This window comes from Bacillus sp. SM2101, from assembly GCF_018588585.1.
GTDB lineage: Bacteria > Bacillota > Bacilli > Bacillales > SM2101 > Nanhaiella > Nanhaiella sioensis.
In genome coordinates this window covers 36,837-60,155 of sequence record NZ_JAEUFG010000008.1, presented here as the reverse complement: position 1 = coordinate 60,155, position 23,319 = coordinate 36,837, and the positions used below count along the sequence as shown (strand labels likewise).

Annotated in this window: 25 protein-coding genes and 1 pseudogene; 10 read left to right on the top strand and 16 right to left on the bottom strand. The window is 33.5% G+C overall.

Annotated elements, in window-relative coordinates; all coding sequences use genetic code 11:
* Positions 1–24: 24 nt before the first annotated feature.
* The 6 genes from JM172_RS09505 to JM172_RS09485 form a co-directional block, all read right to left on the bottom strand.
* A complete protein-coding gene (locus JM172_RS09505) occupies positions 25–183 on the bottom strand; it encodes a hypothetical protein (protein ID WP_214481967.1) in 159 nt (52 codons plus the stop codon).
* Positions 184–226: 43 nt separating this feature from the next.
* The gene (locus tag JM172_RS09500; RefSeq protein WP_214481966.1) at positions 227–619 is read right to left on the bottom strand and encodes a hypothetical protein; all 393 of its coding nucleotides are present in this window, start codon (positions 617–619) and stop codon (positions 227–229) included.
* 11 nt (positions 620–630) lie between these two features.
* Positions 631–888 (bottom strand): hypothetical protein, encoded by a 258-nt coding sequence (locus tag JM172_RS09495; RefSeq protein ID WP_214481964.1) that lies wholly within the window; start codon positions 886–888, stop codon positions 631–633.
* 194 nt (positions 889–1,082) lie between these two features.
* Positions 1,083–1,592, bottom strand: a complete 510-nt coding sequence (locus JM172_RS25415; RefSeq protein WP_352223218.1) for a MauE/DoxX family redox-associated membrane protein — start codon at positions 1,590–1,592, stop codon at positions 1,083–1,085.
* Between the two features lie 6 nt (positions 1,593–1,598).
* The gene (locus tag JM172_RS09490; protein WP_214481963.1) at positions 1,599–2,021 is read right to left on the bottom strand and encodes a hypothetical protein; all 423 of its coding nucleotides are present in this window, start codon (positions 2,019–2,021) and stop codon (positions 1,599–1,601) included.
* Between the two features lie 11 nt (positions 2,022–2,032).
* Positions 2,033–2,488 carry a peroxiredoxin family protein gene (locus JM172_RS09485; RefSeq protein WP_214481962.1) on the bottom strand — a complete coding sequence of 152 codons (456 nt, stop codon included), beginning with the start codon at positions 2,486–2,488 and terminating at the stop codon, positions 2,033–2,035.
* A 553-nt stretch (positions 2,489–3,041) separates the two neighbouring features.
* Between JM172_RS09485 and JM172_RS09480 the strand changes: the two genes are divergently transcribed.
* Positions 3,042–3,575: an RNA polymerase sigma factor gene (locus JM172_RS09480; protein ID WP_214481961.1), complete on the top strand. Its 534-nt coding sequence runs from the start codon at positions 3,042–3,044 to the stop codon at positions 3,573–3,575.
* Positions 3,559–4,134 (top strand): hypothetical protein, encoded by a 576-nt coding sequence (locus JM172_RS09475; RefSeq protein WP_214481960.1) that lies wholly within the window; start codon positions 3,559–3,561, stop codon positions 4,132–4,134. Before JM172_RS09480 ends, JM172_RS09475 begins: the two co-directional genes overlap by 17 nt.
* A gap of 318 nt (positions 4,135–4,452) precedes the next feature.
* On the opposite strand, the pseudogene JM172_RS24750 reads toward JM172_RS09475, so the two are convergent.
* The 3 genes and pseudogenes from JM172_RS24750 to JM172_RS09465 all read right to left on the bottom strand — a co-directional run.
* Positions 4,453–4,716: pseudogene (locus JM172_RS24750) on the bottom strand (VOC family protein); the annotation flags it as partial.
* Positions 4,717–4,862: 146 nt separating this feature from the next.
* The gene (gene coaW, locus JM172_RS09470; protein ID WP_214481958.1) at positions 4,863–5,681 is read right to left on the bottom strand and encodes a type II pantothenate kinase; all 819 of its coding nucleotides are present in this window, start codon (positions 5,679–5,681) and stop codon (positions 4,863–4,865) included.
* Between the two features lie 90 nt (positions 5,682–5,771).
* The gene (locus JM172_RS09465; RefSeq protein ID WP_250886593.1) at positions 5,772–6,176 is read right to left on the bottom strand and encodes a MarR family transcriptional regulator; all 405 of its coding nucleotides are present in this window, start codon (positions 6,174–6,176) and stop codon (positions 5,772–5,774) included.
* Positions 6,177–6,322: 146 nt separating this feature from the next.
* Here JM172_RS09465 and JM172_RS09460 point away from each other — a divergent pair, with 146 nt between their 5' ends.
* Positions 6,323–6,913, top strand: a complete 591-nt coding sequence (locus JM172_RS09460) for an NAD(P)H-dependent oxidoreductase (protein WP_214481952.1) — start codon at positions 6,323–6,325, stop codon at positions 6,911–6,913.
* A gap of 354 nt (positions 6,914–7,267) precedes the next feature.
* Here JM172_RS09460 and JM172_RS09455 read toward each other — a convergent pair whose 3' ends face one another.
* The 3 genes from JM172_RS09455 to JM172_RS09445 all read right to left on the bottom strand — a co-directional run bounded on the left by JM172_RS09455 (position 7,268) and on the right by JM172_RS09445 (position 9,663).
* The gene (locus JM172_RS09455; protein WP_214481951.1) at positions 7,268–8,143 is read right to left on the bottom strand and encodes a hypothetical protein; all 876 of its coding nucleotides are present in this window, start codon (positions 8,141–8,143) and stop codon (positions 7,268–7,270) included.
* A 316-nt stretch (positions 8,144–8,459) separates the two neighbouring features.
* Positions 8,460–8,792, bottom strand: coding sequence for a hypothetical protein (locus JM172_RS09450; RefSeq protein ID WP_214481950.1), 333 nt, complete (start codon positions 8,790–8,792; stop codon positions 8,460–8,462).
* 229 nt (positions 8,793–9,021) lie between these two features.
* Positions 9,022–9,663 (bottom strand): HD domain-containing protein, encoded by a 642-nt coding sequence (locus JM172_RS09445; protein ID WP_214481949.1) that lies wholly within the window; start codon positions 9,661–9,663, stop codon positions 9,022–9,024.
* 509 nt (positions 9,664–10,172) lie between these two features.
* Between JM172_RS09445 and JM172_RS09440 the strand changes: the two genes are divergently transcribed.
* Positions 10,173–10,628, top strand: a complete 456-nt coding sequence (locus JM172_RS09440; protein WP_214481948.1) for a GNAT family N-acetyltransferase — start codon at positions 10,173–10,175, stop codon at positions 10,626–10,628.
* A gap of 605 nt (positions 10,629–11,233) precedes the next feature.
* On the opposite strand, the gene JM172_RS09435 is transcribed toward JM172_RS09440, so the two are convergent.
* On the bottom strand, positions 11,234–12,526 hold the full coding sequence (locus tag JM172_RS09435; protein ID WP_214481947.1) for an MDR family MFS transporter: 1,293 nt from the start codon (positions 12,524–12,526) through the stop codon (positions 11,234–11,236).
* A gap of 854 nt (positions 12,527–13,380) precedes the next feature.
* On the opposite strand from JM172_RS09435, the gene trpE reads away from it, so the two are divergent.
* From trpE to trpA, 6 genes are read left to right on the top strand one after another with little or no spacing between them, the layout of a single operon-like run.
* Positions 13,381–14,904: an anthranilate synthase component I gene (gene trpE / locus JM172_RS09430; RefSeq protein WP_214481946.1), complete on the top strand. Its 1,524-nt coding sequence runs from the start codon at positions 13,381–13,383 to the stop codon at positions 14,902–14,904.
* Positions 14,901–15,926 carry an anthranilate phosphoribosyltransferase gene (trpD, locus tag JM172_RS09425; protein ID WP_214481945.1) on the top strand — a complete coding sequence of 342 codons (1,026 nt, stop codon included), beginning with the start codon at positions 14,901–14,903 and terminating at the stop codon, positions 15,924–15,926. Before trpE ends, trpD begins: the two co-directional genes overlap by 4 nt.
* A complete protein-coding gene (gene trpC, locus JM172_RS09420; RefSeq protein ID WP_214481944.1) occupies positions 15,919–16,689 on the top strand; it encodes an indole-3-glycerol phosphate synthase TrpC in 771 nt (256 codons plus the stop codon). The genes trpD and trpC overlap by 8 nt, the downstream gene beginning before the upstream one ends.
* A complete protein-coding gene (locus tag JM172_RS09415; RefSeq protein ID WP_214481943.1) occupies positions 16,676–17,332 on the top strand; it encodes a phosphoribosylanthranilate isomerase in 657 nt (218 codons plus the stop codon). The genes trpC and JM172_RS09415 overlap by 14 nt, the downstream gene beginning before the upstream one ends.
* Entirely contained in the window at positions 17,329–18,561 is a 1,233-nt protein-coding gene (trpB, locus tag JM172_RS09410; protein WP_214481942.1) for a tryptophan synthase subunit beta, read from the top strand. Before JM172_RS09415 ends, trpB begins: the two co-directional genes overlap by 4 nt.
* The gene (gene trpA, locus JM172_RS09405) at positions 18,524–19,330 is read left to right on the top strand and encodes a tryptophan synthase subunit alpha (RefSeq protein ID WP_214481941.1); all 807 of its coding nucleotides are present in this window, start codon (positions 18,524–18,526) and stop codon (positions 19,328–19,330) included. The genes trpB and trpA overlap by 38 nt, the downstream gene beginning before the upstream one ends.
* Positions 19,331–19,754: 424 nt before the next feature.
* On the opposite strand, the gene JM172_RS09400 is transcribed toward trpA, so the two are convergent.
* The 3 genes from JM172_RS09400 to JM172_RS09390 form a co-directional block, all read right to left on the bottom strand.
* Positions 19,755–20,486, bottom strand: coding sequence for a 2-phosphosulfolactate phosphatase (locus tag JM172_RS09400; RefSeq protein WP_214481940.1), 732 nt, complete (start codon positions 20,484–20,486; stop codon positions 19,755–19,757).
* Between the two features lie 10 nt (positions 20,487–20,496).
* Positions 20,497–21,564: a phosphotransferase family protein gene (locus JM172_RS09395; RefSeq protein ID WP_214481939.1), complete on the bottom strand. Its 1,068-nt coding sequence runs from the start codon at positions 21,562–21,564 to the stop codon at positions 20,497–20,499.
* A 277-nt stretch (positions 21,565–21,841) separates the two neighbouring features.
* Positions 21,842–23,080, bottom strand: coding sequence for an acyl-CoA dehydrogenase family protein (locus JM172_RS09390; RefSeq protein WP_214481938.1), 1,239 nt, complete (start codon positions 23,078–23,080; stop codon positions 21,842–21,844).
* Between the last annotated feature and the right edge of the window lie 239 nt (positions 23,081–23,319).

Sequence of the window (23,319 nt, the reverse complement as noted above, 5' to 3'; positions counted from 1 at the left end):
AAAACAAGCCCCTTCTAACAAAAACTAGCAACAGCTAACGTAATGATCCGCGTAACATACGCCTCCATCAGAGTAATAATACTTATATTTTTGCCATTTTAGTTCTCTGCTTGTACCACAATCACCACTACAAAATGTACTACCTTGTTTTTCTGCTGTATTCCATCCAGCTGGGCATGCCATATTTATCACCTCCTTTCAATGTTACTAGTAAAAAGTAAAATAATTAGTTCAAATCTATATATAAAGGATATGAACATAGTTTTATATCTTTAGCATATATTACATATTCATAGTTTCCGGTCATACAAACAGGAATTCTTACCTCAACTACACCATCAATACCCGGCGTCATAAAAGAACTTCTTAAATTTTTTAATTCTGGTAAAACAGCTTCATAAATTGATTCATTATTCGGATCGAAGATCTTCATGTGACAAATAGTATTATCCAATTTTATTCCTGGATTAAATCTATATTTGAAATAAACTTGAGTTACAACTGCTGCAGGAATAGTAGGGACTAATATTTTATTTATTATATTAAATATAGAATGTTTTTTGATTGCAGGATCATAATCAATTTTTTCTGCTAGTATGATTTGGCATTTAATATCCATTCTGTATCCCCTCAATTAATTTCTTTAAAAATTCCTTTATCTATGCACTCCAATATTGAAAGGGCATTTACATGTCTAGATAAAACCCGTTTTTTAGGAGCATAAATAAATAATTCATGTTCATGAAAATCTAATGTATTTAATTTTATTTCATCCTTATGAATGACAACATGATTACTCCATTTTTTTCTTTTGGCCTCAAATAGCCATCTAGGTGCATCTAGGATTATATGATATTTTTGATTACTAACATTTAATAAGTCATCCATTTTTTTAAAGTGTTTGATTTCATAATTCAATAACAGTATTTTATATTGCTCAGACGAATCAAATGCCAATTCGAGCTTGTTTATAAGATACTTGAAATTATTTATATCTTTGATAAATATCCTTCTACTGGTTAGGTAAACCCCCATTAAACTAAACAAAAAACTAAAAATTAGGAATATTATGATAATTATACTCATATATAGTTATACTTCCCTCTTTTTGTTTGAATTAATAAATCATAATAGACAATTAATTGCATGATTATTAATAAAAGGATTAAATTAATTTGACTCGAAAAACTATAACTTGGTAACAGGGTTTGAGTAATTAAAATAAAGATCAAAACAATATTTCTAATTAATGGGTATTTATTCATGAATTTCATTTCTCCAAAACAGCTACAATCACTTCGATCTATCTCTTCTTGTTTCTTTTTTCTAATTAGAATAAAACAGAAAAATAATAGTAAACCTATACAAAAAATATTTTTCAGAAATCCAAATAAATTAAAGATAAATGAAATAGATAGTAGTAATTCGATTGCTAATAATAAATAGCTAGATATACTAATAAAATCATTTTTTAATAATCGATACGAGTATATCTCGCATTTAAGAGTCGGTATTGATTTCACTTTCATATAAAAAGATATAAAGAAAACTGCTGAAATTATCGAATTTATTATTGGTGATACATATAGCATTATAGATCACCTTCTTTCATCTATGAATCTATATACCTCTTCAAAAGTATCAATCTCTTTCATTGCTAAAATTAGACCCTTTTCGTCTATTGCAAATAAACATGGAGTGTTTTCTATTAGATCATGAAGTGTATCGTAATCACATGAAATGACAGGAAAAGAATATTCTAAGGCATGTAGAATTTCTTTGTTATCAGTTTCTGTGCCATCAGTTATCAATATAAATTCTTCACCAAAATCTTTTAAAGAAGGCAATAAATCTATACAAATCTTACAATACAGTGATACAGTACAAATTATACGTTCATCCTTTGCTTCATTTTTATATACATGTTCAGGAAAAGTTTCATTAATAGTTAAATAACTTGAATGCTCTATATCAACATGCTTGTGATTTCTGAACATCTCTTTAATATTATTAATAACCACTTGTTCACCTCCTATTTTCCTCTTATTCTCAACATAAGATTTTCAATGTCACTATATGTTCCGTTCGAATAACCTAATTCAGCAAATAATACCTGCCCTAACTCATTTAACAAAAATATACTAGGAACACCATATACCGAAAATTCTCTCTGCATAATCTTCTTAGAAACATTATATACAAGAGTGTTCCCATTGAAGTGATTTTTTAACAATTGAATATTCTCATCAGTGCTATCAAATAACACCAACGAATTAGTATCAGGGTGTTTTTTAAGATATTCTCCTAAACCTTCAATAGCAGGTAAACAACCTGCACAAGATGTACTAAAAAAAGATACTACGAGGTACTCAGATATATAGTCGTAGAGCCTATGGATTTTACTAGAGTCTATATACCCATTACTCATATAATCACCTAATTCAAGACTTTCATGCCTTTTAAGAAATTGAAGATTGTTATTATTCATAATTCTCCTTTTAAACCATTACGTTTGTAGTTATTATAATTTTCTTCAAGAGTTTGCCTGAAAATTATTTACACTTGTAAGACGAATGAGTTTGATATTTGTCACATTTTTTGCTTAATAAACTTTATGTTTTCTTTGATGATTATTCACTCAATAAAACTGAGAAATTAATATAATTGTACTCATGATAAGTTTTTTACACTTGTAAGACGGATGAGCTTGATATTTGTCACATTTTTTACTTAATAAACTTTATGTTTTCTTTGATGATTATTCACTCAATAAAACTGAAAAATTAATATAATTGTACTCATGATAAGTTTTTTACACTTGTAAGACGGATGAGCTTGATATTTGTCACACTTTTAATGATACATTTTTGATAAATCTATTGAGGAAAAACAATCAATATATTAATACTATTAAGCATAATTTGAAGTATTCTGAAGGTTTTGTATTGTTAATACGTCTTGAGCTAGAAATATGAGAAATTAATAACAAAAAAAATTATGGTAGTATTTTCTGAAATCAACCAATTATTGGAGGAATGAACTTGAAACAAGAACATATTACTAAAGAAATACTTCAACTTTATGATCTTTATAGTAGTCGAATTATGAAATTTATTTTCGTTCTTACAAAGGATTACTATACTGCTGAAGATTTAACTCAGGATACATTTATCAAGGTTAATAACTCATATTATCAATTGAAGAGTAAAGAAAAAGTAGAACCATGGCTATTTCAAATAGCTCATAATTTAACAATGGATTATATTAGAAGAAAGAAATTTAACGTTTTAGAACATATTGTTCCAACCTTGCAAAATAAAGAGAGTAGTCCCTCAATAGATAAATTAATAATTATCAATGAAAACGTTAGAGAATTGTATGATGCTATTGGCAAACTAAAACCTACGTATCGTGAAATTATTATCCTAAGGAAGATAGAAGAACTATCAATTAAAGAAACTAGTGAAATTTTAGGGTGGTCTGAAAGTAAAGTTACAACTACTTTATCTAGAGCTATGAAACTGCTTCATAAACAATTGGCTGAAGGAGGGTATATTTATGAACAATCGTCCTAAGGAATATCCATTTAATCTAAATAAATTAGATGACCACATACATTGGAGCCCTCAAAAACAATTAGAACTTAGACAAAAGTTAGAGCATAACATACATAAAAAATATAAAAACAACAAATTTACACTTTTCTTATTCTCATTTCTAGGTGTTGTTACTGCAGCGTGTATCGTAACAATACTGTTAACTCCTACACTGTTAGAAGAAGACATAGCAGTGCTAAGTAATGCTGCTAACTCTGAAAATAACCTCGCAGAAGCTGAACTTAGTGTTGAGAATATCTTAAACGGGAATTTTGACATACATTACGTAAATTTAGATGTTAATAAAGGGTTAGAATGTAATTTTTGGTTAAACAACCTTCATGATAGTTACAATTATAAATATAAAGTATACGCGCCAGATGGAAGTTTGGTAGGAAAATCTACATCTGCAGGTTCACAAGAGCGCTTATACTCAGTAGATTTAAGCCAATATGGATCTGGTAGATATAAAATTAAGGTGTATACTCAGGCAGGTAATATTGGAGGGAAATATCATTTAAGAGTCAGAAATTTTTAAACCAAAACATTTAGAAGCATATCATATTTTGATTTTAAAACAGTACCTTTTTGCTGGAAATCTCTCCTTATATGAAAGTAGTTGATTACTTTAATCAAAAGAACCGGAAACTATCCATGAAATATACAACTGACATAGATGATAATGAATCTTACCAATACTTCTTTTCTAATAGTTATATTTTAAGGACAGTATTTTAACAGCATATTAACAATGAATTTGAACATTATTTAACATCTGTAACAATACATAAAAATGCATCGGTTTTGACTGATGCATTTTTACAGATATAGATTTCAAATAAAACCTAGTCCCGACTACCAATTCCACGTTGATTCTGTCATGGTCTTCAAAATAATCAACGTGATATTTATCTCCTCAAGCAAACGGATGTTGGTCATTGTAAATAAGGGTCCTTTTCCTTTAATTCTTTGGTCATTTCATCAACTTGTTTACGTGAGCTTGCGTATGATTTTGACCCACTCGACATCTATGATAAGGTATGTCCAGAAATCTTTCTTCAACTTGGACAAAGACAATTTCGCTGATTTTCCAACTTCGTCCACTTTCCCATTCACGATATTGTTATATAAACCTTTTTATTATTTCTTGAGATACAAATATTAGATTCAATGCTAATGCAATATGGTACATATACAGCTCCAAACCTTATCACCTTAATTGCAATCTCAAGTATTATCTTAAATTTTCACAACTTCATTATAGCTTTATTGTAAACTTATTAAAGCACCTACAGCTCCACTAAATTCACCTTCTTCCAAAAATAAGGGTTTCTTTTTTCTCATTTCGGTATATTCTCTAATTATATTCTTTAATATTGGATTAGAACGAAAAGTTGAACCAATATATACGATTGATTGTGAATCAAAACGATTTGCAGCCTGTTCGCAAATGGTGACAACTGTTTCTCCTATAAGTCCAATTATCGAAACAATTATGTCAGATTGTGAAGGAGATTCTTTGGAAAGTTTACCTATGTTTCCAAAATTACTTGCTGTAAGATCCCCTGAAATCGGAGGAACAATCCCTTCAAAAATATCACTTACTTTTAAGTCAACATTCCCTCTATTACCATCCCTTGATACTTGAATGATCTCAGTAAAATCTTTTTTTCCAAAATATAAATAAGACAAACCCATCAATGTTCCTCCACCAACACCAGTTCCACCAATTCGTTGTTGTTCACCGTCTTTCACAACATGTATAGACGTCCCAGTTCCTATATTCGCTAAAATATAACTGTCTCCTAGAAAAAGTTGGTGCTGCTTTAAAATAAATGCCACTCCCTTGCATGTAGCATCAAATTCTAAGATAGATTTTGTAGGTAATTCTAACTTATTAGCAAGAACTTGTTGTTTACCACCAGTTAGACAAATTTTCGGGTGATGAAAAGAAGATCGAATCCATGTAACAACCTCATCTAGTTTATGAGATGAGAATAATTTATATTTAATTAAATCTTTATTTGAGTACGCAACTTTAACGAGTGTGCCCCCAGCATCAATGCCTATCTTTGAGTGATTCATTCCTTACCCTCTCTATTTGATAAATATTTATAAAACACAGTTTGTGAATGATTATTATCTATATTCTTTTCAAAACATAAACCTGTTTGGTTAGTCAAAATAAACGTATTTTTGTAGCACATCAACAGCACGATCAATTTCTTCTAATTCTTTTTGAGATGGATTCTTAATTCTGTTATTGAACTTGATCAAGATGCGATTATAAATTTCTTCAATTAATAACTCTCCATCCTTAGAGAGAGAAATGTACTTTTTTCTTCGATCCTCTACATCCGAACTACTTTTTATTAAATTGTGTTCCCCTAATCTTTTTAGTTCACGGCTAACATTTGGCATTGATATATGAAGACAATCGCTAATTTGGCTGGGGCTAGTTTGCTTTTTTAATGCTATTAAAACAAGCATATCATATTGTACAGATGTAATATTTTGTGGCTTTTCATCTTTCGAGAGTTCGTAAGTAACGCTATATACTGAATCAGTAAATTTAATCAATTTATTAAAAAGAGTTATGTTGTCCATTATTTTCACCTCTAATAATAAGATATCAAAATAGATATCAAAATAAAATTATCAATTGACAACTAAAATAACTTAGGTTATATTTTATTTATCAAATGATAAATAAATGAGGTGAAAGGATGAACACTCTTATTATTTATACACACCCAAATCATAACAGCCTATCCTATGCATTTTTGCAAAAAATTATAGAAGGAAGTAAAGAGAATCCACATGTTACTGATTTAAAAGTAATAGATTTATATGAAGAAAAGTTTAGTCCTCAGCTTATATTTAATGAAGATAAATTAAGGAGAGATATGCATACTGATGCTGATCTAGAAAAGTATAGAAAACAAATATTGTGGGCAGATAAAATTGTTTTTGTTTATCCAATTTGGTGGGGAAGGCCTCCTGCAATGCTCTTAGGATTTATTGATCGAGTGTTTGCTTCTAATTTTGCTTATAAAAACAAGGGAAGACTAGGGATGGCTGAAGGGCTTTTAAAAGGAAAATCAGTAGTCTGTGTTTCTACAATGAAGGGCCCTACGAATTATCCACTTATTTTCTTAAATAATGTTCATAAAGTATTAATGAAGAAAGCAATAATGAATTTTGTAGGCATCAAAAAAGTAAAATTCTTTGAATTTGGTAATATGGAAAGTCAAAAAGGTAAACAATCACAAAAGTTAAATAAAACGTATCACTACTTTCAAAAAGTATCTAATTAGGAATTGTTACAGTTAGATGATAAAGGAATAAACTAACTAGTGTGTTACGGTCTTACAAAAGTCAACTCTGAAAACTTTTATCAAAGTAACGTTCTTTTAGTCACTTCTAATTTTTTTTCGGTCTACTTGGCATGATGTAGAACATTAGACTATTGCACCATCCTGTATTATGAGGCCAACCAGCTACCTGGTTGACCCATTTTTAATAGATTTTATTCTTAAGATTGGGATAACCCTACTTTCTCAAGTCATTTTGTGGAAAATCACTTGAACTTTTTTTACCCTATGTACTGTAACTATAATCTTTGGTTATTGAATGCAAAGATACTACCTTTCAAATTGAAAAGCTATTGCTCATTGAATGTCAGGAAGATATTTCTTAAATTTATCCCACGCTTCGATATAACCACTTAAATCATGCGGGTGAACTTTTATACATACTCCAATTCGTGTATATAATTGAAAAAGGAATTCATCAATAAGCCTTTCTTTCGTGATAGGAGTGTCTTGAGTCATTAATGAAAATGACGATCGTAGTGTGCTCAAATTTAAGCTATCTGGAGAAGAGCAAAAAGCATATGTGAAATCGTAAATCTTAGGTCCAATTAAAGGTGATGGATCAATAACACCTTGTAATTCACTTCTGTCGTATATAAAATTATGAACTCCTGTATCACCGTGAAGATAATACTTTTCCTCTGGGTTTTCGTATGTTTTTAACTTATCAACTAATATTACTACCCTTTTATGTTCTTCATATGGTAATACATCACCTATATTTGATTGAGCCATTTCTAAGCTCTTTATATTAAATTCTGACCAAGAATCTCTTGATATTCCGTGTATTCTTCCCCACTTAACTCTTCTTTCTACCCTTCGGTATTTATTAAATAACTCTTTAATTAAAATTGCCATCCATGCTAATTTTGAACAACTCAGATAATTATGGGTTTCTCCTGGTATATACGAATATATTGCAAAACCTTTATTCACATCTTTATAAACAACATCCGGTAACAGTCTAACCTCTTTATAAATTTGGAGAAATTCCACTGTTGAAGAGATAAGATAAGGTTTATCTATTTTTACCACATATTTCGGTTTCTTGTTAAGATATAAAATGTATAAAACTGCATTAGTAGTTCCACTATTAATCCCTATATATTCTACTCCATCTTCAATTATTTTTTGGCATCTCAAAAAATCAATAATATCTTTTATATTTTTCATTCTTTAGTCCTCTTTAATAAATTCTTAATTTAGCGATTAATAACTTGCTTTCTTTCTATTAAAATACATACTCTCTTTAATACCTCGAAAATGATCTCTACCTGTTTAAGTTCATACAACATAATTAAATGCTACCAACAAACGAAAAAGTGAAACGTATGCTTTTAAGTGTCTGTCAAAGGGTGAATTACATATCAGTTATTATTTGTCAGAGGTAAAAACATATTTTAACTTGGTACAAAAAAGCCATATCAAAAATATGACTTTATAAGATTCTTATTGGCTAAAGCTCACCCTAATAAGTAATGACATGTTGTTAATTTAATGGACCAGTTACAGCAATACATTTTCCACTATAGGCATCCATTTTAACTGTTGCTTCTGCACCATTAAAAACCAATGTAATACTTAAATCTCTTTGATTTGTTAATTGATTGAAAAAGCCACTCTTAACATTAATTGATGTTTGTACTGTTTCAAGATCTTTTAAAGCATAATTAACCGGTTTTATAGCTAATCGTTCTGGAGGGTTACTCACACAGGCTATCGCTTGTTTTATTGCATCATAAGTTGTCATTACTGGCTTTTGATATTCTAGAGCAAAGAAAAATATAAGTACAATAACAATCCATAAAATAATTTTTTTCATTGAATCTCCCATCCATAGTGTAAATCTTTCCTGACTATTTCTCTCATGTTTTGAAGTAGTTAAACTGTTAGTCGAATAATCTTTATGATAATCATACTACACCGAAGTAATGTTATTCTTTACTGTTTTACAACTCTGGTAATGATCCACTAACTTTGCGAAAAGAACTTATTAAAACCACTTTTTCGATTTGTTAAAACGCTAATTTGTTGAAGAAATATCGTATATTTTAATAATCGATATTTGTATATATAGAATTTTCTACTCCGGGGAGGAGTGTATATACGCTCTTACCAATCAAAGCTTCTAGCTCTTTCTTAATTGTATAGAATCCCTTCCAATGTAAAGAGGTGTTGGAGGTTGTTCCGTGCCGTAAACCAACTGAAATCAATCTTTTTTCAAGAGTAGTGAAGCCTTCTGCGTCAGCGATAGCGTCACAAAGGGTAATGACTTTATTATATAAATTATAATCACTATACTTATTTAAAATTTCAACCATCAGATTTTTCTTATAATCGGGAACAAGAATCCAATCTGCCGCAACCTCTAGATGTTCGTTTCTACAAGGAAACGAATGAGTGATACAAATAATTGCATTTCCCTTATACCCCAAATCATTCATATAAATATAACCATCATAAGAGTGAATTACAGATTTTGTGAAACCTTTATACCTACCTATGTCGTGGAGAAGAGCAGCATTGTATGCCAAATCAATATTAAGATCGTACCCATTATTAATCAGTTCTGAGATAATACTCTCAGTAGCTCTTGCAACATTAATGGAATGATTAAACCATGGACCTGGATTTTGTTGATACGCCCACTCAAGTAATTCCATTACATAAGTCCTTTCCAAAATATATCTCATAAGGAATCCACCTTTCTCAAAAAGGCAACCCCCTTCTTCATAAGGATTGCTCGTGGTAGCTATACATCTTTTTTAAGAAATCTCTATTTCTTTTATAACTAACATTGTAATTCTTCTACTTTACTAATATTCTATTTTGATGAACATGCTGGAAACCCTAAGCTTCTCGGGATATTGTTACTAATATTCCAGTTTCATCTACCATTGGTCTTTCAATATACACATTCACCTTTTTCGACAAATAGTATGAATGTCCTTCCTTTCTGCGATTACTTGTACTTATATGGTTAGAGATAGTTTAAGCGTTTTTACTATTTACTAATCTCCATTAATCTTATAAAACAAGGCTGGAACACCTAACGTATTTAAGCCGATTTAATAAGAAGTCTATAATTAATTGTGGCTTCTAATAGAGGAATAAATTTCTACTGTTTTTGTTTACAATCTTATGTTTACACATGTATAATTCTTTTTTAATACAACGATATGATATGCTGAGGAGTGATTTTTTGGATATTAAACTTGATGACTTAACAGGCACTGAAATAACTTCATTAATAGAGGAACATGTCCATAACATGGGGATTCATTACCCAGACGATATTAATTATGGTTTTAATATAGAAGATTTAAAGAAACCTGAAATTACATTTTGGAGTGCATGGGAGCAAAATGAATTAGTTGGTTGTGGAGCACTTATAGAACTTGATTCTCAGCACGGGGAATTAAAATCTATGAAAAAAGTTCCTTCACATTTACGTAAAGGAGTTGCCAAGCAAATCCTTGAACATATAATTGAAGAAGCTAAGAAACGAGGCTATACACGGCTAAGTTTAGGAACCGGTGCTATGGAAGCTTTTGAAGCTGCTCGTAAACTCTATGAAAATTATGGATTTGAATATTGCAAGCCATTTTCAGATTACGAAGAGGATCCATATAGTGTATTTATGACAAAAGAATTATGAGTTTAGTCAATGAGGGAGATTTATTCGTTAACTACATGAACAATAGGTTACAAGTATTTCAAAGATAAAACAAGTTGGTTTCATACAAATAACTCTCTTTTATTTTGAATAATTAATAAATACCTATTTTATAGACGTTCTTGCAATTCTAAAATACAATTTATTTAATCTTTCATCTCTATCTACCTTTAGGATTAAGTGCAATATCCCTAACTTCAATATAAAATATTGCAATTGTTTAATTACAAATTCATCATGCAGCTTAATATTTTTTTTCTAATAAACGTTTAACAGCACAGCTTTTTGTCATTAAAAAGGTATTCATGCATCGTTATGACAACACCCTTTTATATAACCATATTCAAAGTTTTTTATAACCCAGGTGACTTTTTAAAAACTACAATAACAATAGGCTATCTCATGAAGTCGTAAATAAGACTTAGAGATAGCCTATTGTTTTAAATTATGGCTCTTTTCGTAAACTTGTTGCTAGCAATAAAATTTGAACAGTATTAACATCTCTTTAAACTAGAAAAGACACACAAAAACTTGTTTAGAAAATGCTAAGCTATATATAATCCCTAAAAAGCTTACATAACAATATCTTATACTAGTTTTTTATTCATACCTTTTGACGATTTAGTCTGCTGCTCCATTAAATAACCCATCACATAATATAGTCCCGCACTAACGAAAGCTAGTAAGCCGATGATATAAAAAGTATTAGTAAAACCGATCCATATCGTTAAAGGAATAGATATTGGAGCAAGAGTACGACCTATCGTAAATCTTAAGCTAGCCGCAGCATAATATTGTCCCCTCATATTTTCAGGTGCAAGCTTTGCAACATACCCTTCCTGTATGCCAACAGCCATTAATTCTGCGGCTGTAAATATAAACATAGCAAAAAATAAGCCCCAAACGTTTACAGTACTTCCGAACAGTATAATTGCTACACCGTAAGTCAATGCCGACATCATAAACACGTTCCGCTCATTAAATTTGTTTGATACCTTTGTAGCAAGAACAGTGAATAAAGCAACTAACAAACCGTTTTCCGCAATCACCCAACTAAACGCTTGTTCACCAGAAGCTTTCAATGTCCATTCATTAAAAGAGAGTATTGTTTGAACTGGTACAATTTCAGCCATATATACAGCTAACAATAAGTCCATTTGCATAAATGTTTGTGCAACTAAAATCCCTGCAATAATAAAGATAAAGAACACTTTATCAGTCACAATTACTCGGTAATTTCTCATTTGTTCCATTACAAATGAGTACCATTTCTTATCTCCATCCATTTGCTTCGTCTGTTCAAATTTCGGTGCTGTTTCTCGTACATATATTTGTAACACAATTGAAAATATCACACTCGTTACAAATGCCATAACAAGCAACTCAAAGCGATATTTGAAAAAGAATATCCCTCCAAGTATTGGTCCGACAACTACAGCTATATTTATCATCATGTAAAAAATTGCAAATACATTGTTTCTATCTTTTTCTGGAACCACATCCGCAACCATTGCATGACTCGCTGGCCAATAAAGAGAACCCCATATTCCTAATAATGAAAATGCTATAAATGATAATACAGGTGATTCGTACCATGGTGAGTTAGCAGCAGCAAACAGTATAAACGAAAATGCCGTTCCAATATAAGAATATACCATCATTTTTTTGCGGCCAAAACGGTCAGCACAATATCCTCCGAACAAATTAGCAATTACCCCAGCACATTGAGATAATATTAATAACAATCCCGCAGTTCCCTTACCAAAATGATCTGCAAAGTAGATCGCCATAAATGGGAAATACATCCAAAATAATATATTTATAACTCCTTCTCCAAACAAACGGACCTTTAAATTACGATCCCAATCTTTCCACTTCATATGATACACCACATTTCTCCAATTTTCCTTTATTTTCTAACCGCTATCCATATTCTTATTCTCTTTTGTTTTATTACAGGTTGTATTACATTTCTCCATATTCAAGCCCCCTACAAATAGTATGATTTGATAAACTTAGTAAATTTTCACGAAAAAAAAAGCGTACCGTAGGCATACGATACGCTTTTTGGATTTCACATTATAGAGAAAACACTTTTGTGCCCCTTCTATTCCTCCAATAAAATAACGCAGCCCACGATATTTACGTGAACTGCGTTATACATTTACAATTTAAATAAATCGTTAATGAATAACCGCTGAGGTCACGTAATGTATATTTGTAATAGTTGATAAGAACTGATTGATGTTTAACATAATAACGTAACCTCCTTCTTTTATAAGTCTTTAACAGACTATCACGTCTTGCATAAATTTGTCAACAGTCGTATTTGTCTATTTTATTACAGTGTGAGATTATTGGATGTTATTAATTGTGATCTTGAAGAATACACCATTGACAGTTACGACATCATATATTAAACTTACAAACAAGCTTAGATGAGAGAGTTATGAAAATTGATCAATTTTTTGATCAATCCATATTGCAGTATAAAAGGAGAAACTTAGTCACTCCAAAAGCTGACAAGTTTTGTTTATTCCTTTAAAGATAAACGATACATTTTAAGTTTAGTTGAGAATGAGTATGATTAGTTGAGGCGAGTATAGTTATAATGTCGTTAAAAGTACATGCTAAATGCGTGCTACTTTATTTAGATGCATCTTTTTTTCTTCAATATTTATTCACTTTCCTCAACCATTTCATTCTCCATTATTAATTAAAGGAGAAGTGAACAATGGAAACTCTACAACAATTTATTCAAGATACGGATCAATACCGTACAATCCCATTAACTTATAGTTTCTTATCAGATACATTAACAGCGGTCCAATTATTTCAAACGTTACGAGATCAAGCAACTTATATTTTAGAAAGTCATGACCCTTCTTCTCCATGGTCAAGATATTCATTTATCGGCTTAAACCCATTTATAAAAATTAAAGAAGAGCAGCGCACGTTTCAAATTTACGATTACACAAATGATAGTGTAGCTGAAGCTCCCAGTTTTAAAGATGCTTTAAATGATGTATTAAATAATTTAACTGTAAAGATTCCTGAAGTGAATTTCCCATTTAAAGGTGGTGGCGTAGGATATATTTCATATGACGCCATATCGGATTTTGAAAAAGTCCCTGATCCCAACAATCAAGATATACGTGTTGCACGCTATCAATTTCTTTTTTGTGAAACAATTATTGCTTTCGATCATGAGAAAAAAGAAGTTGCTTTGCTACACTTTGTACGTTTAAACGGTGATGAAACCGATGATGAAAAAACTTCACTCTATAACGGTGCTGTAACAAAAATAGACTCTTTACTTGAACAAATTAAACAGTCCACTACATTATCTGATCTAATGATGCCTATTGAGCAAAACACTGAAGTTGATCTTGATGGTATTGAAAGTAATTATTCAAAAGAAAAGTTCAAGGAACATGTAAACAAAATAAAAGAGTATATTTTAGACGGTGATATTTTTCAAGGTGTGTTATCTCAACGTTTTCATAAAAAAGTGAATGTGAGCGGTTTTGAATTATATCGTGTATTACGCAAGGTGAACCCCTCGCCTTATCTGTTTTACTTTCAAATGGACGGCTTTGAGATCATTGGTAGCTCACCTGAGAGGCTCATACAAATTGAGAACGGACACTTAGAAATTCATCCGATTGCCGGCACCCGTCGTCGGGGTCGAACGAAAGAAGAGGACAAAGCACTTGAGCAAGAATTATTAGCAGATGAAAAAGAAATTGCAGAACATTATATGTTAGTAGACCTTGCAAGAAATGATATTGGGCGTGTTGCAAATTTCGGATCAGTTGATACACCAGTGTTAAAGACTGTCACTCATTTTTCTCACGTCATGCACATTATTAGTAAAGTTACGGGTAGGTTACGTGATGACGTTCAACCATTGGATGCTCTTGTGTCCTCATTTCCAGCTGGAACAGTATCAGGTGCACCTAAAATAAGAGCGATGCAAATATTACAAGAGCTTGAACCTACTGCTCGTAACTTATATGCTGGTGCCATAGTTTATATTGGATATGACGGCAATATAGACTCATGTATTACGATTCGAACGATATTTCTCCAAGATGAAACGGCCTATGTTCAAGCAGGCGCAGGTATTGTTGCTGATTCAAAACCAGAGCTTGAATGGAAAGAAACAGTAAACAAAGCCAGTGCCTTGTTACGAACGATTCAATCAGCCGAAAAACTATTTGCAAAAGCACCACAACAAGGAGGAATGACAAAATGATAAAAGATACGTTAAAACAATTAATTGAAGGTAACACTTTGTCAGAACAGCAATCATTTCATACGATGAACGATATTATGTCCGGACAATTAACAAATAGCCAGCTAGCTACTTTACTTACTATTCTTCGCCTGAGAGGTGAAACCGTAGATGAAATTACTGGTTTTGCAAAAGCGATGAGGCATAATATGAAAACAATCGAATATAATGACGAAATTGTCGTTGATACGTGTGGAACGGGTGGTGACGGGCACTCTACTTTTAATATTTCTACTGCAGTTGCCATATGCTTAGCATCATTAGGTGTGAAAGTTGCTAAACACGGAAATAGGAATGTATCCTCTTCAAGTGGAAGCGCTGATGTTCTTGAAGAATTAAATATTCAAATTGAAACAACACCTGAGCAAGGAAAAGACGCTTTAATAAAAAAAGGAATGACGTTTTTATTCGCTCCAAACTATCACTTTGCGATGAAACATGCAGCGCCTGTTCGTAAAGAAATCGGCTTCCGTACATTATTTAATTTATTAGGGCCTATTTCAAACCCTGCAAACGCAAAGCATCAATTAATCGGGATTTTTGATACTAGTTATTCAGAAAAATTAGCACACACTCTTCATGCACTAGGCTCTAAACATGTATTATTCGTTACTGGACAAGATGGCCTAGATGAAATATCAATTACTGCAGACACTGATATCGTCGAGCTGAAAGATGGTAAAGTATCTCGCTATGTATTTTCTCCTGAAGATGCTGGTTTACCGAGAGGAAATATGGAAGATCTAAAAATATCAAGTCCTAAGGAAAGTGCAAAATTGATTCAACAAATTTTTACTGGAAAAGCAAATGAAAGTGCAACGAACATCTTTTTGTTAAATGCAGGAGCCGGATTATATGTAGCAGAACAAGTATCGAGTATTGCTGAAGGGGTTCATCAAGTAAAACAAGCCATTGATCGTGGAGATGTTCATAAATATTACGAATCGATCAGAAATTTAAAGGAGGAGCAGCTCCATGCTTGAAAAGATTTTAGAAGTAAAACGTGAAGAGATCAATAAGTTAGAACTACGAGATGAAGTACAAGTAGAAAAGTTTTCATTTTATGAAGCATTGAAAAACACTACTCTACCACTTGGACTAATTGCGGAAGTAAAAAAAGCATCTCCTTCCAAAGGGATCATTCGAGGAGATTTTCATCCAACGACTATTGCTAAAGCGTATGAACAAGCTGGAGCAAGCGCAATTTCTGTACTGACGGATGAACCATTTTTTCAAGGACACCATTCATATTTATCTGAAATAAAAAAAATAGTTAATATACCCGCTCTAAGAAAAGATTTTATTATCGATTCAATTCAAGTTGAAGAAAGTAGACGATTAGGAGCAGATGCCATCCTATTAATTGGTGAGGCACTATCTCCTGTTCACCTACATGAGTTATACGTACAAGCTCAAGAAGCGGATCTCGATGTATTAGTTGAGGTACATTCGAAAGAAACATTAGACAATATATTATCAGTATTCACACCAAAAATCATCGGTATTAACAACAGAAATTTAAAAACATTTGAAACATCACTCCATCAAACAATTGATTTAGTGCGTGATGTTCCAAAAGACAGCCTACTAGTTAGTGAAAGTGGCATTTTCACTAATGAGGATATTAAAATGTTAAAACATTGTGGAGCGAACGCAGTGTTAGTAGGTGAAGCATTAATGCGTCAAGATGACCTAGTTCATGCAATACACCAGTTAATGGGAAGTGAATACGTTGAAAACAACTAAGGTGAAATTATGTGGTAATCGCTCACTCGTAGATTTAAAAACTACAACTGCGTCTACCGCTGACTATATAGGGATTATTTTCTCAGCGAGCAAACGCCAAGTTAACCCTGTTCAGCTAGCTGAGTGGATTGAAAAATATCCTCTACAAGACAAACAGCAACTAGTTGGTGTTTTTGTGAACGAAGATATTTCAACAATCATGAACGTACTCAACAATGTAAACCTTGATGTCATCCAATTGCATGGAACTGAAACTGTACCATATATCTTATCCTTACGTGAACATGTTGACATACCTATATGGAAAGTCATTCACCATCAACGTCAAGGGTTACAGCTAATGCAAACATATAGTGGCGTCGTTGACGGCTATGTCGTTGATAGTAAAGTCCAAGGTTCATGGGGTGGGTCTGGTATAACCTTCGATTGGGAAGCTGTTCCTTCGTATCTTAAAGAAGCACAGCAGCAAGGTGTTCCTTGCTTTATAGCTGGAGGGATCACTCCTCAGAACGTAGCACAATTGCTTCATTACGAGCCATTTGGAATTGATGTTTCTAGTGGTATTGAAGCACAAAATCAGAAAGATAACGAGAAGATAACAAGCTTATTAGAAGAAATTCATAGAGAGGTAGATGTGAGATGAAACAGACAGTCCCTGACCAACACGGACGCTTCGGTAAGTTCGGTGGTAAATACGTACCTGAAACGTTAATGGCACCATTAGCAGAATTAGAACAAGCACTACAAGAAGCAATGAGTGACCCTGAATTTAAACAGCAGTATACAGAGATTTTGAAAGAATATAGCGGACGACCGACTGCTCTAACGTATGCAGATCAGCTTACTGAAAAAATCGGTGGTGCGAAAATTTATTTAAAACGTGAAGATTTGAATCATACAGGTGCACATAAATTAAATAATGCAATCGGACAGGCATTATTAGCTAAGAGGATGGGGAAAACAAAAATTATAGCAGAAACTGGTGCAGGCCAACACGGAGTTGCAACAGCAACTGTTGCTGCTAAATTCGGATTAGAATGTAAAGTCTTTATGGGTAAAGAAGATATTAGAAGGCAAAAATTGAACGTATTTCGTATGCAGTTATTAGGTGCTGAGGTCATTCCTGTCTCAAGCGGATCCCAAACATTAAAGGATGCCACAAACGAAGCGATACGTTATTGGGTTAGCCACTGCGATGATCATTTCTATATCATCGGCTCAGTTGTTGGTCCTCATCCATACCCAAAAATGGTTAGAGATTTCCAACGAATTATCGGTGATGAAGCGAAAGAGCAATTTTTGTTAAAGGAAAATCATTTACCGAATCGGGTATATGCCTGTGTTGGTGGTGGTAGTAATGCAATCGGTATGTTCTATCCATTTTTAGAAGATGACGTAGAGCTAATTGGTGTCGAAGCTGCCGGACTTGGTGTCGATACTGATGAACATGCAGCAACTCTAACAAAGGGTACTCCTGGTGTCATTCATGGATCACTCACCTATTTAATACAAGATGAGGACGGTCAAATTATTGAACCTTATTCCATTTCTGCTGGTTTAGATTATCCAGGTATTGGACCAGAGCATGCTTATCTTCATCAAACGAAACGTGTTCGTTATGAGTATGTCACTGATACCGAAGCATTAAATGCCCTACTGTTCCTTTCTCAAGAAGAAGGGATTATTCCTGCGATCGAAAGTGCTCATGCACTAGCAAAAGCATTCGAAGAAGCAAAACAAATGTCCAGTGATGAAACCATTCTTATTTGTTTGTCAGGGCGAGGTGATAAGGACATGAGTACATTAATAGATAAGTTGAAAGGAGAAGATGACCATGATAGCTACAAAGCCATTTCGTTCAAAGCTCACTAAAACAAAAGATTTATTCATCCCATTTATTATGGCGGGTGACCCTTCTCCTGAACTAACGATTGACCTTGCTGTTAATTTACAGCAAGCCGGTGCCGATATACTTGAATTAGGTGTACCATACTCAGATCCATTAGCTGATGGACCAACTATCCAAGATGCTGCAAACCGAGCTCTGCAGCATAAGATGACACTTAGAAAGGCTATCGAGCTTGTACCTGAGATGAGAAAGAAAGGTGTATCAATTCCTGTAGTTATCTTTACTTATTATAATCCTGTATTACAAGTAGGTGAGGATGCATTTTTTAATCATATGAAGGAAAATGATGTCGATGGCTTGTTAATTCCTGATTTGCCATTTGAAGAAAGTGAACAAATGAGAGACCGGTGTAACAAAGAAGGTATAGAATTTATATCACTCGTAGCACCTAATTCAGAAGATCGTGTACAAAAAATTGCAGAAAATGCAACTGGCTTTTTATATTGTGTATCTTCGTTAGGTGTAACCGGGACAAGAAAAGAATTGAATACAGATATTTCAACCTTTTTAGAACATGTTAAACTGCATAGCAAAGTACCTGTTGCTGTAGGCTTCGGTGTATCGACATACGAACAAGTAAAAATGCTTCAGCAACATTGTGACGGCGTAATTATTGGAAGTGCCATCATTAACTTGATTGCAGCACAGCAAGATGCCTTATTAAATCAAGAAACTAGACAACAAGCATTGCAAGCTTTTAAAAATAACATAATGAAAATGATAGGTAAATAATAAAAGCGGATGCGCCTTGTTTATCCCCGACAAGCGCTGGAGCCCCCATACTTGAAGGTGCCTTTTACCTTCGGGTGTGGGGGTGAAGTGTCGCGAGGGGATTGGCGCAGGAGCTAGATAATAATAAAAGCGGAAACGACTGGTCAGCCTCGACTAGCACTGGAACCATTTCAACTGAAGGCGCTTTTTGCCTTTGGGTGAAATGGTGAAGTGACCTCGAGAGGCTAGGAGACGGAGCTAGATAATAAAAAAAGCGGAGACGACTGCAATTCCACCGTTACCCACGTCCTTTGGGTAACGGTGGAATGTTGTATCCGTGACTTCCCTAAAAATACATATTATATGATTTATTTTGGTTAAACAATCACACCTCAGTGAGACTGTTAACACGTAACACAAACCCCCTACCTCTTAATTTTCACTGTTAATACATTGGTAAAATTACTTGTTCGTGCAAATAAGGAACAATTCCCATGGTACCCACTTTACTAATAAACTCTACTTCCTTTTCATAGCCGTACTTTTTTAGCATTGAACCTACATGTGTTGCCAAAAGAAGGCTTTCTCCATTTTCCTTATTACCTCGATAAAAATAGAGAGCTGCTAGTGACGAGTCGGTTAGTTCCCAGTCTTTATTTGTATGATTTAACAAAAAATCAAGAAAGCACCCTGCTCCATAAAAATCTTCTAAACAAAATTCACCAGATGTTCCAGAACATATAATGACTACAGTTTCATCATTATGTTCACAGTCAATTACTTCTGCTAATTTTGCAGCATTTAATAATGAGCCAATAAATACTTTTTTTGAACTAGCTGCTTTCCGAATGGCAACTGTTCCATTTGTTGTTGATAGGATCATCGTTTTCTCAGCTATTTTTTCTTTTAATGTTAATGGATTCGGGTCAAGAAACCCTTCTATTGTCTTACCTTCATACTCCCCTACGAGTACATAGCTATTCTCTTGTCGTAGCAATGATTCCTTCACGGCTTCCTCACCATTTAATACTGGTATAACCTCCTTCGCTCCAAAGTATAAACCAGAGGTAATTGTTGATGTCGCTAACAACACATCAAAAATAACCGCTAGCTTATTATCGAGCATTTTACCGGAATCTATTTCTTCCTTTCGCATTAACAGATGAATTTTTGACATCATAAGCACCTCAATACGAATCATTTTTGCTGGATGTATGCAGTGCATGAATAATCAATGCATTTACAAAATGATTGAAATACTCAAACCGTGGATCTTTCGTTTGTCCCTTTTTCCATCGATAGTAGATTTGCTGACAAATACCTGCTAGTTTAAAGTAAGCAAAAGTCAAATAGAAGTTCATATTAGACACATCAAAACCACTTTTTTCTGCATATGCACTTATGAACTCCTCGCGAGTCATAAAACCTTTTTGAATTGTTACTGAGGTGCCTCCTAACCCTATTTTTAAAATATCAGGATCGTCCTCCTGTATCCAATAACTCATAGCTACACCTAAATCTAGCAATGGATCTCCAACCGTGCTCATTTCCCAATCAAATAAACCTACCATTTTTGTCAAATCGTCTTTTGCGAACATCGAATTATTAAGTTTAAAATCATAATGGATCGGAGTAGATTGTTGAGATCTAGGAATGTGAGAAACTAGCCATTTTGTCAATACATCGACTTCAGGAATATCATCTGTTTTCGCTCTATCATATCTCTTAATCCACCCATGTACTTGCCTTTCTAAAAAACCATCGGGGTTAGTAATTTCTGTTAGCTTTGTTTGCTTATAATCAATACTATGGAGTTGAACAAGTGAGTCTACCATTTCCTTAGAGATACCTCTTGTTAATTCTGGCGTAATCGACACACCCTTCGGAAACGATGTATCTATGACAACCCCATTTTTTCGCTCCATGATAAAAAATGGGCTACCAACGATCGTTTCATCTGGAGAAAATAACAAAGGCTTAGGTGCAATAGGATAATGGGGATGCAACTCTTGTAAAATATGAAATTCCCTTTGCATATCATGGGCTTTTGGAGCTACAGGACCCAATGGTGGACGACGAAGAACAGCCACCCAATCCCCTATTGTAAGTTCGTATGTTAAATTTGAATGACCTGCACTGAACTGCTTAATCTCAAGAGGAGCATCTGGTAAATCTCCAAATTCAGTGTGCAAAAATTTCTTTAGTGTTTCAACCTGTAAGTCTTCTCCTTTTCGGATAGGTATTGTATCTGTCATTTTTTGGCACCTCTTTATTAAATATTATTTTATTTAGAACATCAAGTTTGTTATTCCATTGTCTTTTCACTTAATATGTTTGTTGTTTTTCGATTGAAATACCCCACCTATAAAGTGAGGTAAAAACTATAAAACACATTTTGCTTAACTTGACATGTTGTGTTGATCGCCTTTTATTACAGCATATGAGTTTTTAATGAATCTACTTTTCATCAGCTTTTTTCGAGACGCTTTATTCTTCTCAACCCTTTTAACTTAGTAAAAAAAGTACCAAAGTTTATGAAAAGAGCTTTTCATTATTGTTGACCTGCTCTTTATTTCTTCTAAGCTCCATTTTGGCAATTTGTGCTCTATGCACTTCATCTGGCCCATCAGCAAGGCGCAGTGTTCTTGCGTTAGCCCATTGTGCCGCAAGTGTATAATCATCGCTCACCCCTATTGCTCCAAAAGACTGAATCGCTCTATCAATGACTTTTAGTGCTAAATTGGGAGCCACCACTTTGATCATCGCTATCTCCATTTTTGCTTGTTTATTACCTACTGTATCCATCATATAAGCCGCCTTCAACGTAAGTAACCGAGCCTGTTCTATTTCAATTCTAGAATCTGCAATCCACTCTTTTATCACACCTTGATCTGCTAATCGCTTACCGAAAGCAACTCGGTGTTGTACTCTATCGCACATTTCTTCTAGTGCTCTTTCAGCAGCGCCAATTAAGCGCATACAATGATGGATCCTTCCGGGTCCAAGTCGACCTTGGGCAATTGCAAACCCTTTCCCTTCCCCCCATATTAAGTTCTCTGCTGATACTCGGACATTATTATACGTAATTTCTGCATGTCCATGAGGTGCATGGTCATAACCAAACACAGGTAAACACCTTTCAATCTTAACTCCTGGTGTATCAAGAGGAACAATAATCATAGATTGTTGTTCATGCTTTTGAGCATCGAAGTTAGATTTCCCCATGACTATAGCTACTTTACAACGTGGATCACCAGCACCCGATGACCACGTTTTACGCCCATTGATGACGTATTCGTCACCTTCTCGAATGATACTCGCCTCAATATTAGTAGCATCAGATGAAGCCACATTAGGTTCAGTCATCGAAAAACAAGAACGAATCTCACCTTCTAGTAGTGGTTTTAACCATTTTTCTTTTTGTTGTTCAGTACCATATCTCACTAACACTTCCATATTACCTGTATCTGGTGCACCGCAGTTAAATATTTCAGGTGCTATGATTGAACGCCCCATAATCTCACATAATGGAGCATATTCAACATTCGTTAACCCCGCACCATGTTGACTATCTGGCAAGAACAAATTCCACAGCCCTTCTGCTTTTGCTTTGTCTTTTAATACCTCCATTATTGGAGGTACCGTCCATCTACTCTCACTCTCGTTTAATTGTTGTTCAAAAGTTTTTTCATTTGGATAAACATACTTTTCCATGAAATCTATTAAGCTATTTTGCAACACTTTAACCTTATCAGAATATGAAAAATTCATCTTACCCCTCCTTACATACTTACTGGTCAGTACGTAGATCTATTACTATCATACATCTTCTTATTTGAATTATTCAAGGTTATTTTAAAAATGTTTTGAAAATTCAAATTTAGGTATATAATGTAATTAGATTGACAAGTTAACAACACATTGATCGTATTCCCACATCTTACTAAAACGATAAAAATGGCATATAACAACTACTGCAACTATGATGAAATGACACTTATAATAAGTAT

Excerpts from the sequence above, each read along its gene's own strand:
- JM172_RS09505 (WP_214481967.1), bottom strand. The coding sequence starts at position 183 with ATGGCATGCCCAGCTGGATGGAATACAGCAGAAAAACAAGGTAGTACA.
- JM172_RS09500 (WP_214481966.1), bottom strand. The coding sequence starts at position 619 with ATGGATATTAAATGCCAAATCATACTAGCAGAAAAAATTGATTATGAT.
- JM172_RS09495 (WP_214481964.1), bottom strand. The coding sequence starts at position 888 with ATGGATGACTTATTAAATGTTAGTAATCAAAAATATCATATAATCCTA.
- JM172_RS25415 (WP_352223218.1), bottom strand. The coding sequence starts at position 1,592 with ATGCTATATGTATCACCAATAATAAATTCGATAATTTCAGCAGTTTTC.
- JM172_RS09485 (WP_214481962.1), bottom strand. The coding sequence starts at position 2,488 with ATGAATAATAACAATCTTCAATTTCTTAAAAGGCATGAAAGTCTTGAA.
- JM172_RS09475 (WP_214481960.1), top strand. The coding sequence starts at position 3,559 with ATGAACAATCGTCCTAAGGAATATCCATTTAATCTAAATAAATTAGAT.
- coaW (WP_214481958.1), bottom strand. The coding sequence starts at position 5,681 with ATGAATCACTCAAAGATAGGCATTGATGCTGGGGGCACACTCGTTAAA.
- JM172_RS09460 (WP_214481952.1), top strand. The coding sequence starts at position 6,323 with ATGAACACTCTTATTATTTATACACACCCAAATCATAACAGCCTATCC.
- JM172_RS09455 (WP_214481951.1), bottom strand. The coding sequence starts at position 8,143 with ATGAAAAATATAAAAGATATTATTGATTTTTTGAGATGCCAAAAAATA.
- JM172_RS09450 (WP_214481950.1), bottom strand. The coding sequence starts at position 8,792 with ATGAAAAAAATTATTTTATGGATTGTTATTGTACTTATATTTTTCTTT.
- JM172_RS09445 (WP_214481949.1), bottom strand. The coding sequence starts at position 9,663 with ATGAGATATATTTTGGAAAGGACTTATGTAATGGAATTACTTGAGTGG.
- JM172_RS09435 (WP_214481947.1), bottom strand. The coding sequence starts at position 12,526 with ATGAAGTGGAAAGATTGGGATCGTAATTTAAAGGTCCGTTTGTTTGGA.
- trpE (WP_214481946.1), top strand. The coding sequence starts at position 13,381 with ATGGAAACTCTACAACAATTTATTCAAGATACGGATCAATACCGTACA.
- trpD (WP_214481945.1), top strand. The coding sequence starts at position 14,901 with ATGATAAAAGATACGTTAAAACAATTAATTGAAGGTAACACTTTGTCA.
- trpC (WP_214481944.1), top strand. The coding sequence starts at position 15,919 with ATGCTTGAAAAGATTTTAGAAGTAAAACGTGAAGAGATCAATAAGTTA.
- trpB (WP_214481942.1), top strand. The coding sequence starts at position 17,329 with ATGAAACAGACAGTCCCTGACCAACACGGACGCTTCGGTAAGTTCGGT.
- trpA (WP_214481941.1), top strand. The coding sequence starts at position 18,524 with ATGATAGCTACAAAGCCATTTCGTTCAAAGCTCACTAAAACAAAAGAT.
- JM172_RS09400 (WP_214481940.1), bottom strand. The coding sequence starts at position 20,486 with ATGTCAAAAATTCATCTGTTAATGCGAAAGGAAGAAATAGATTCCGGT.
- JM172_RS09395 (WP_214481939.1), bottom strand. The coding sequence starts at position 21,564 with ATGACAGATACAATACCTATCCGAAAAGGAGAAGACTTACAGGTTGAA.
- JM172_RS09390 (WP_214481938.1), bottom strand. The coding sequence starts at position 23,080 with ATGAATTTTTCATATTCTGATAAGGTTAAAGTGTTGCAAAATAGCTTA.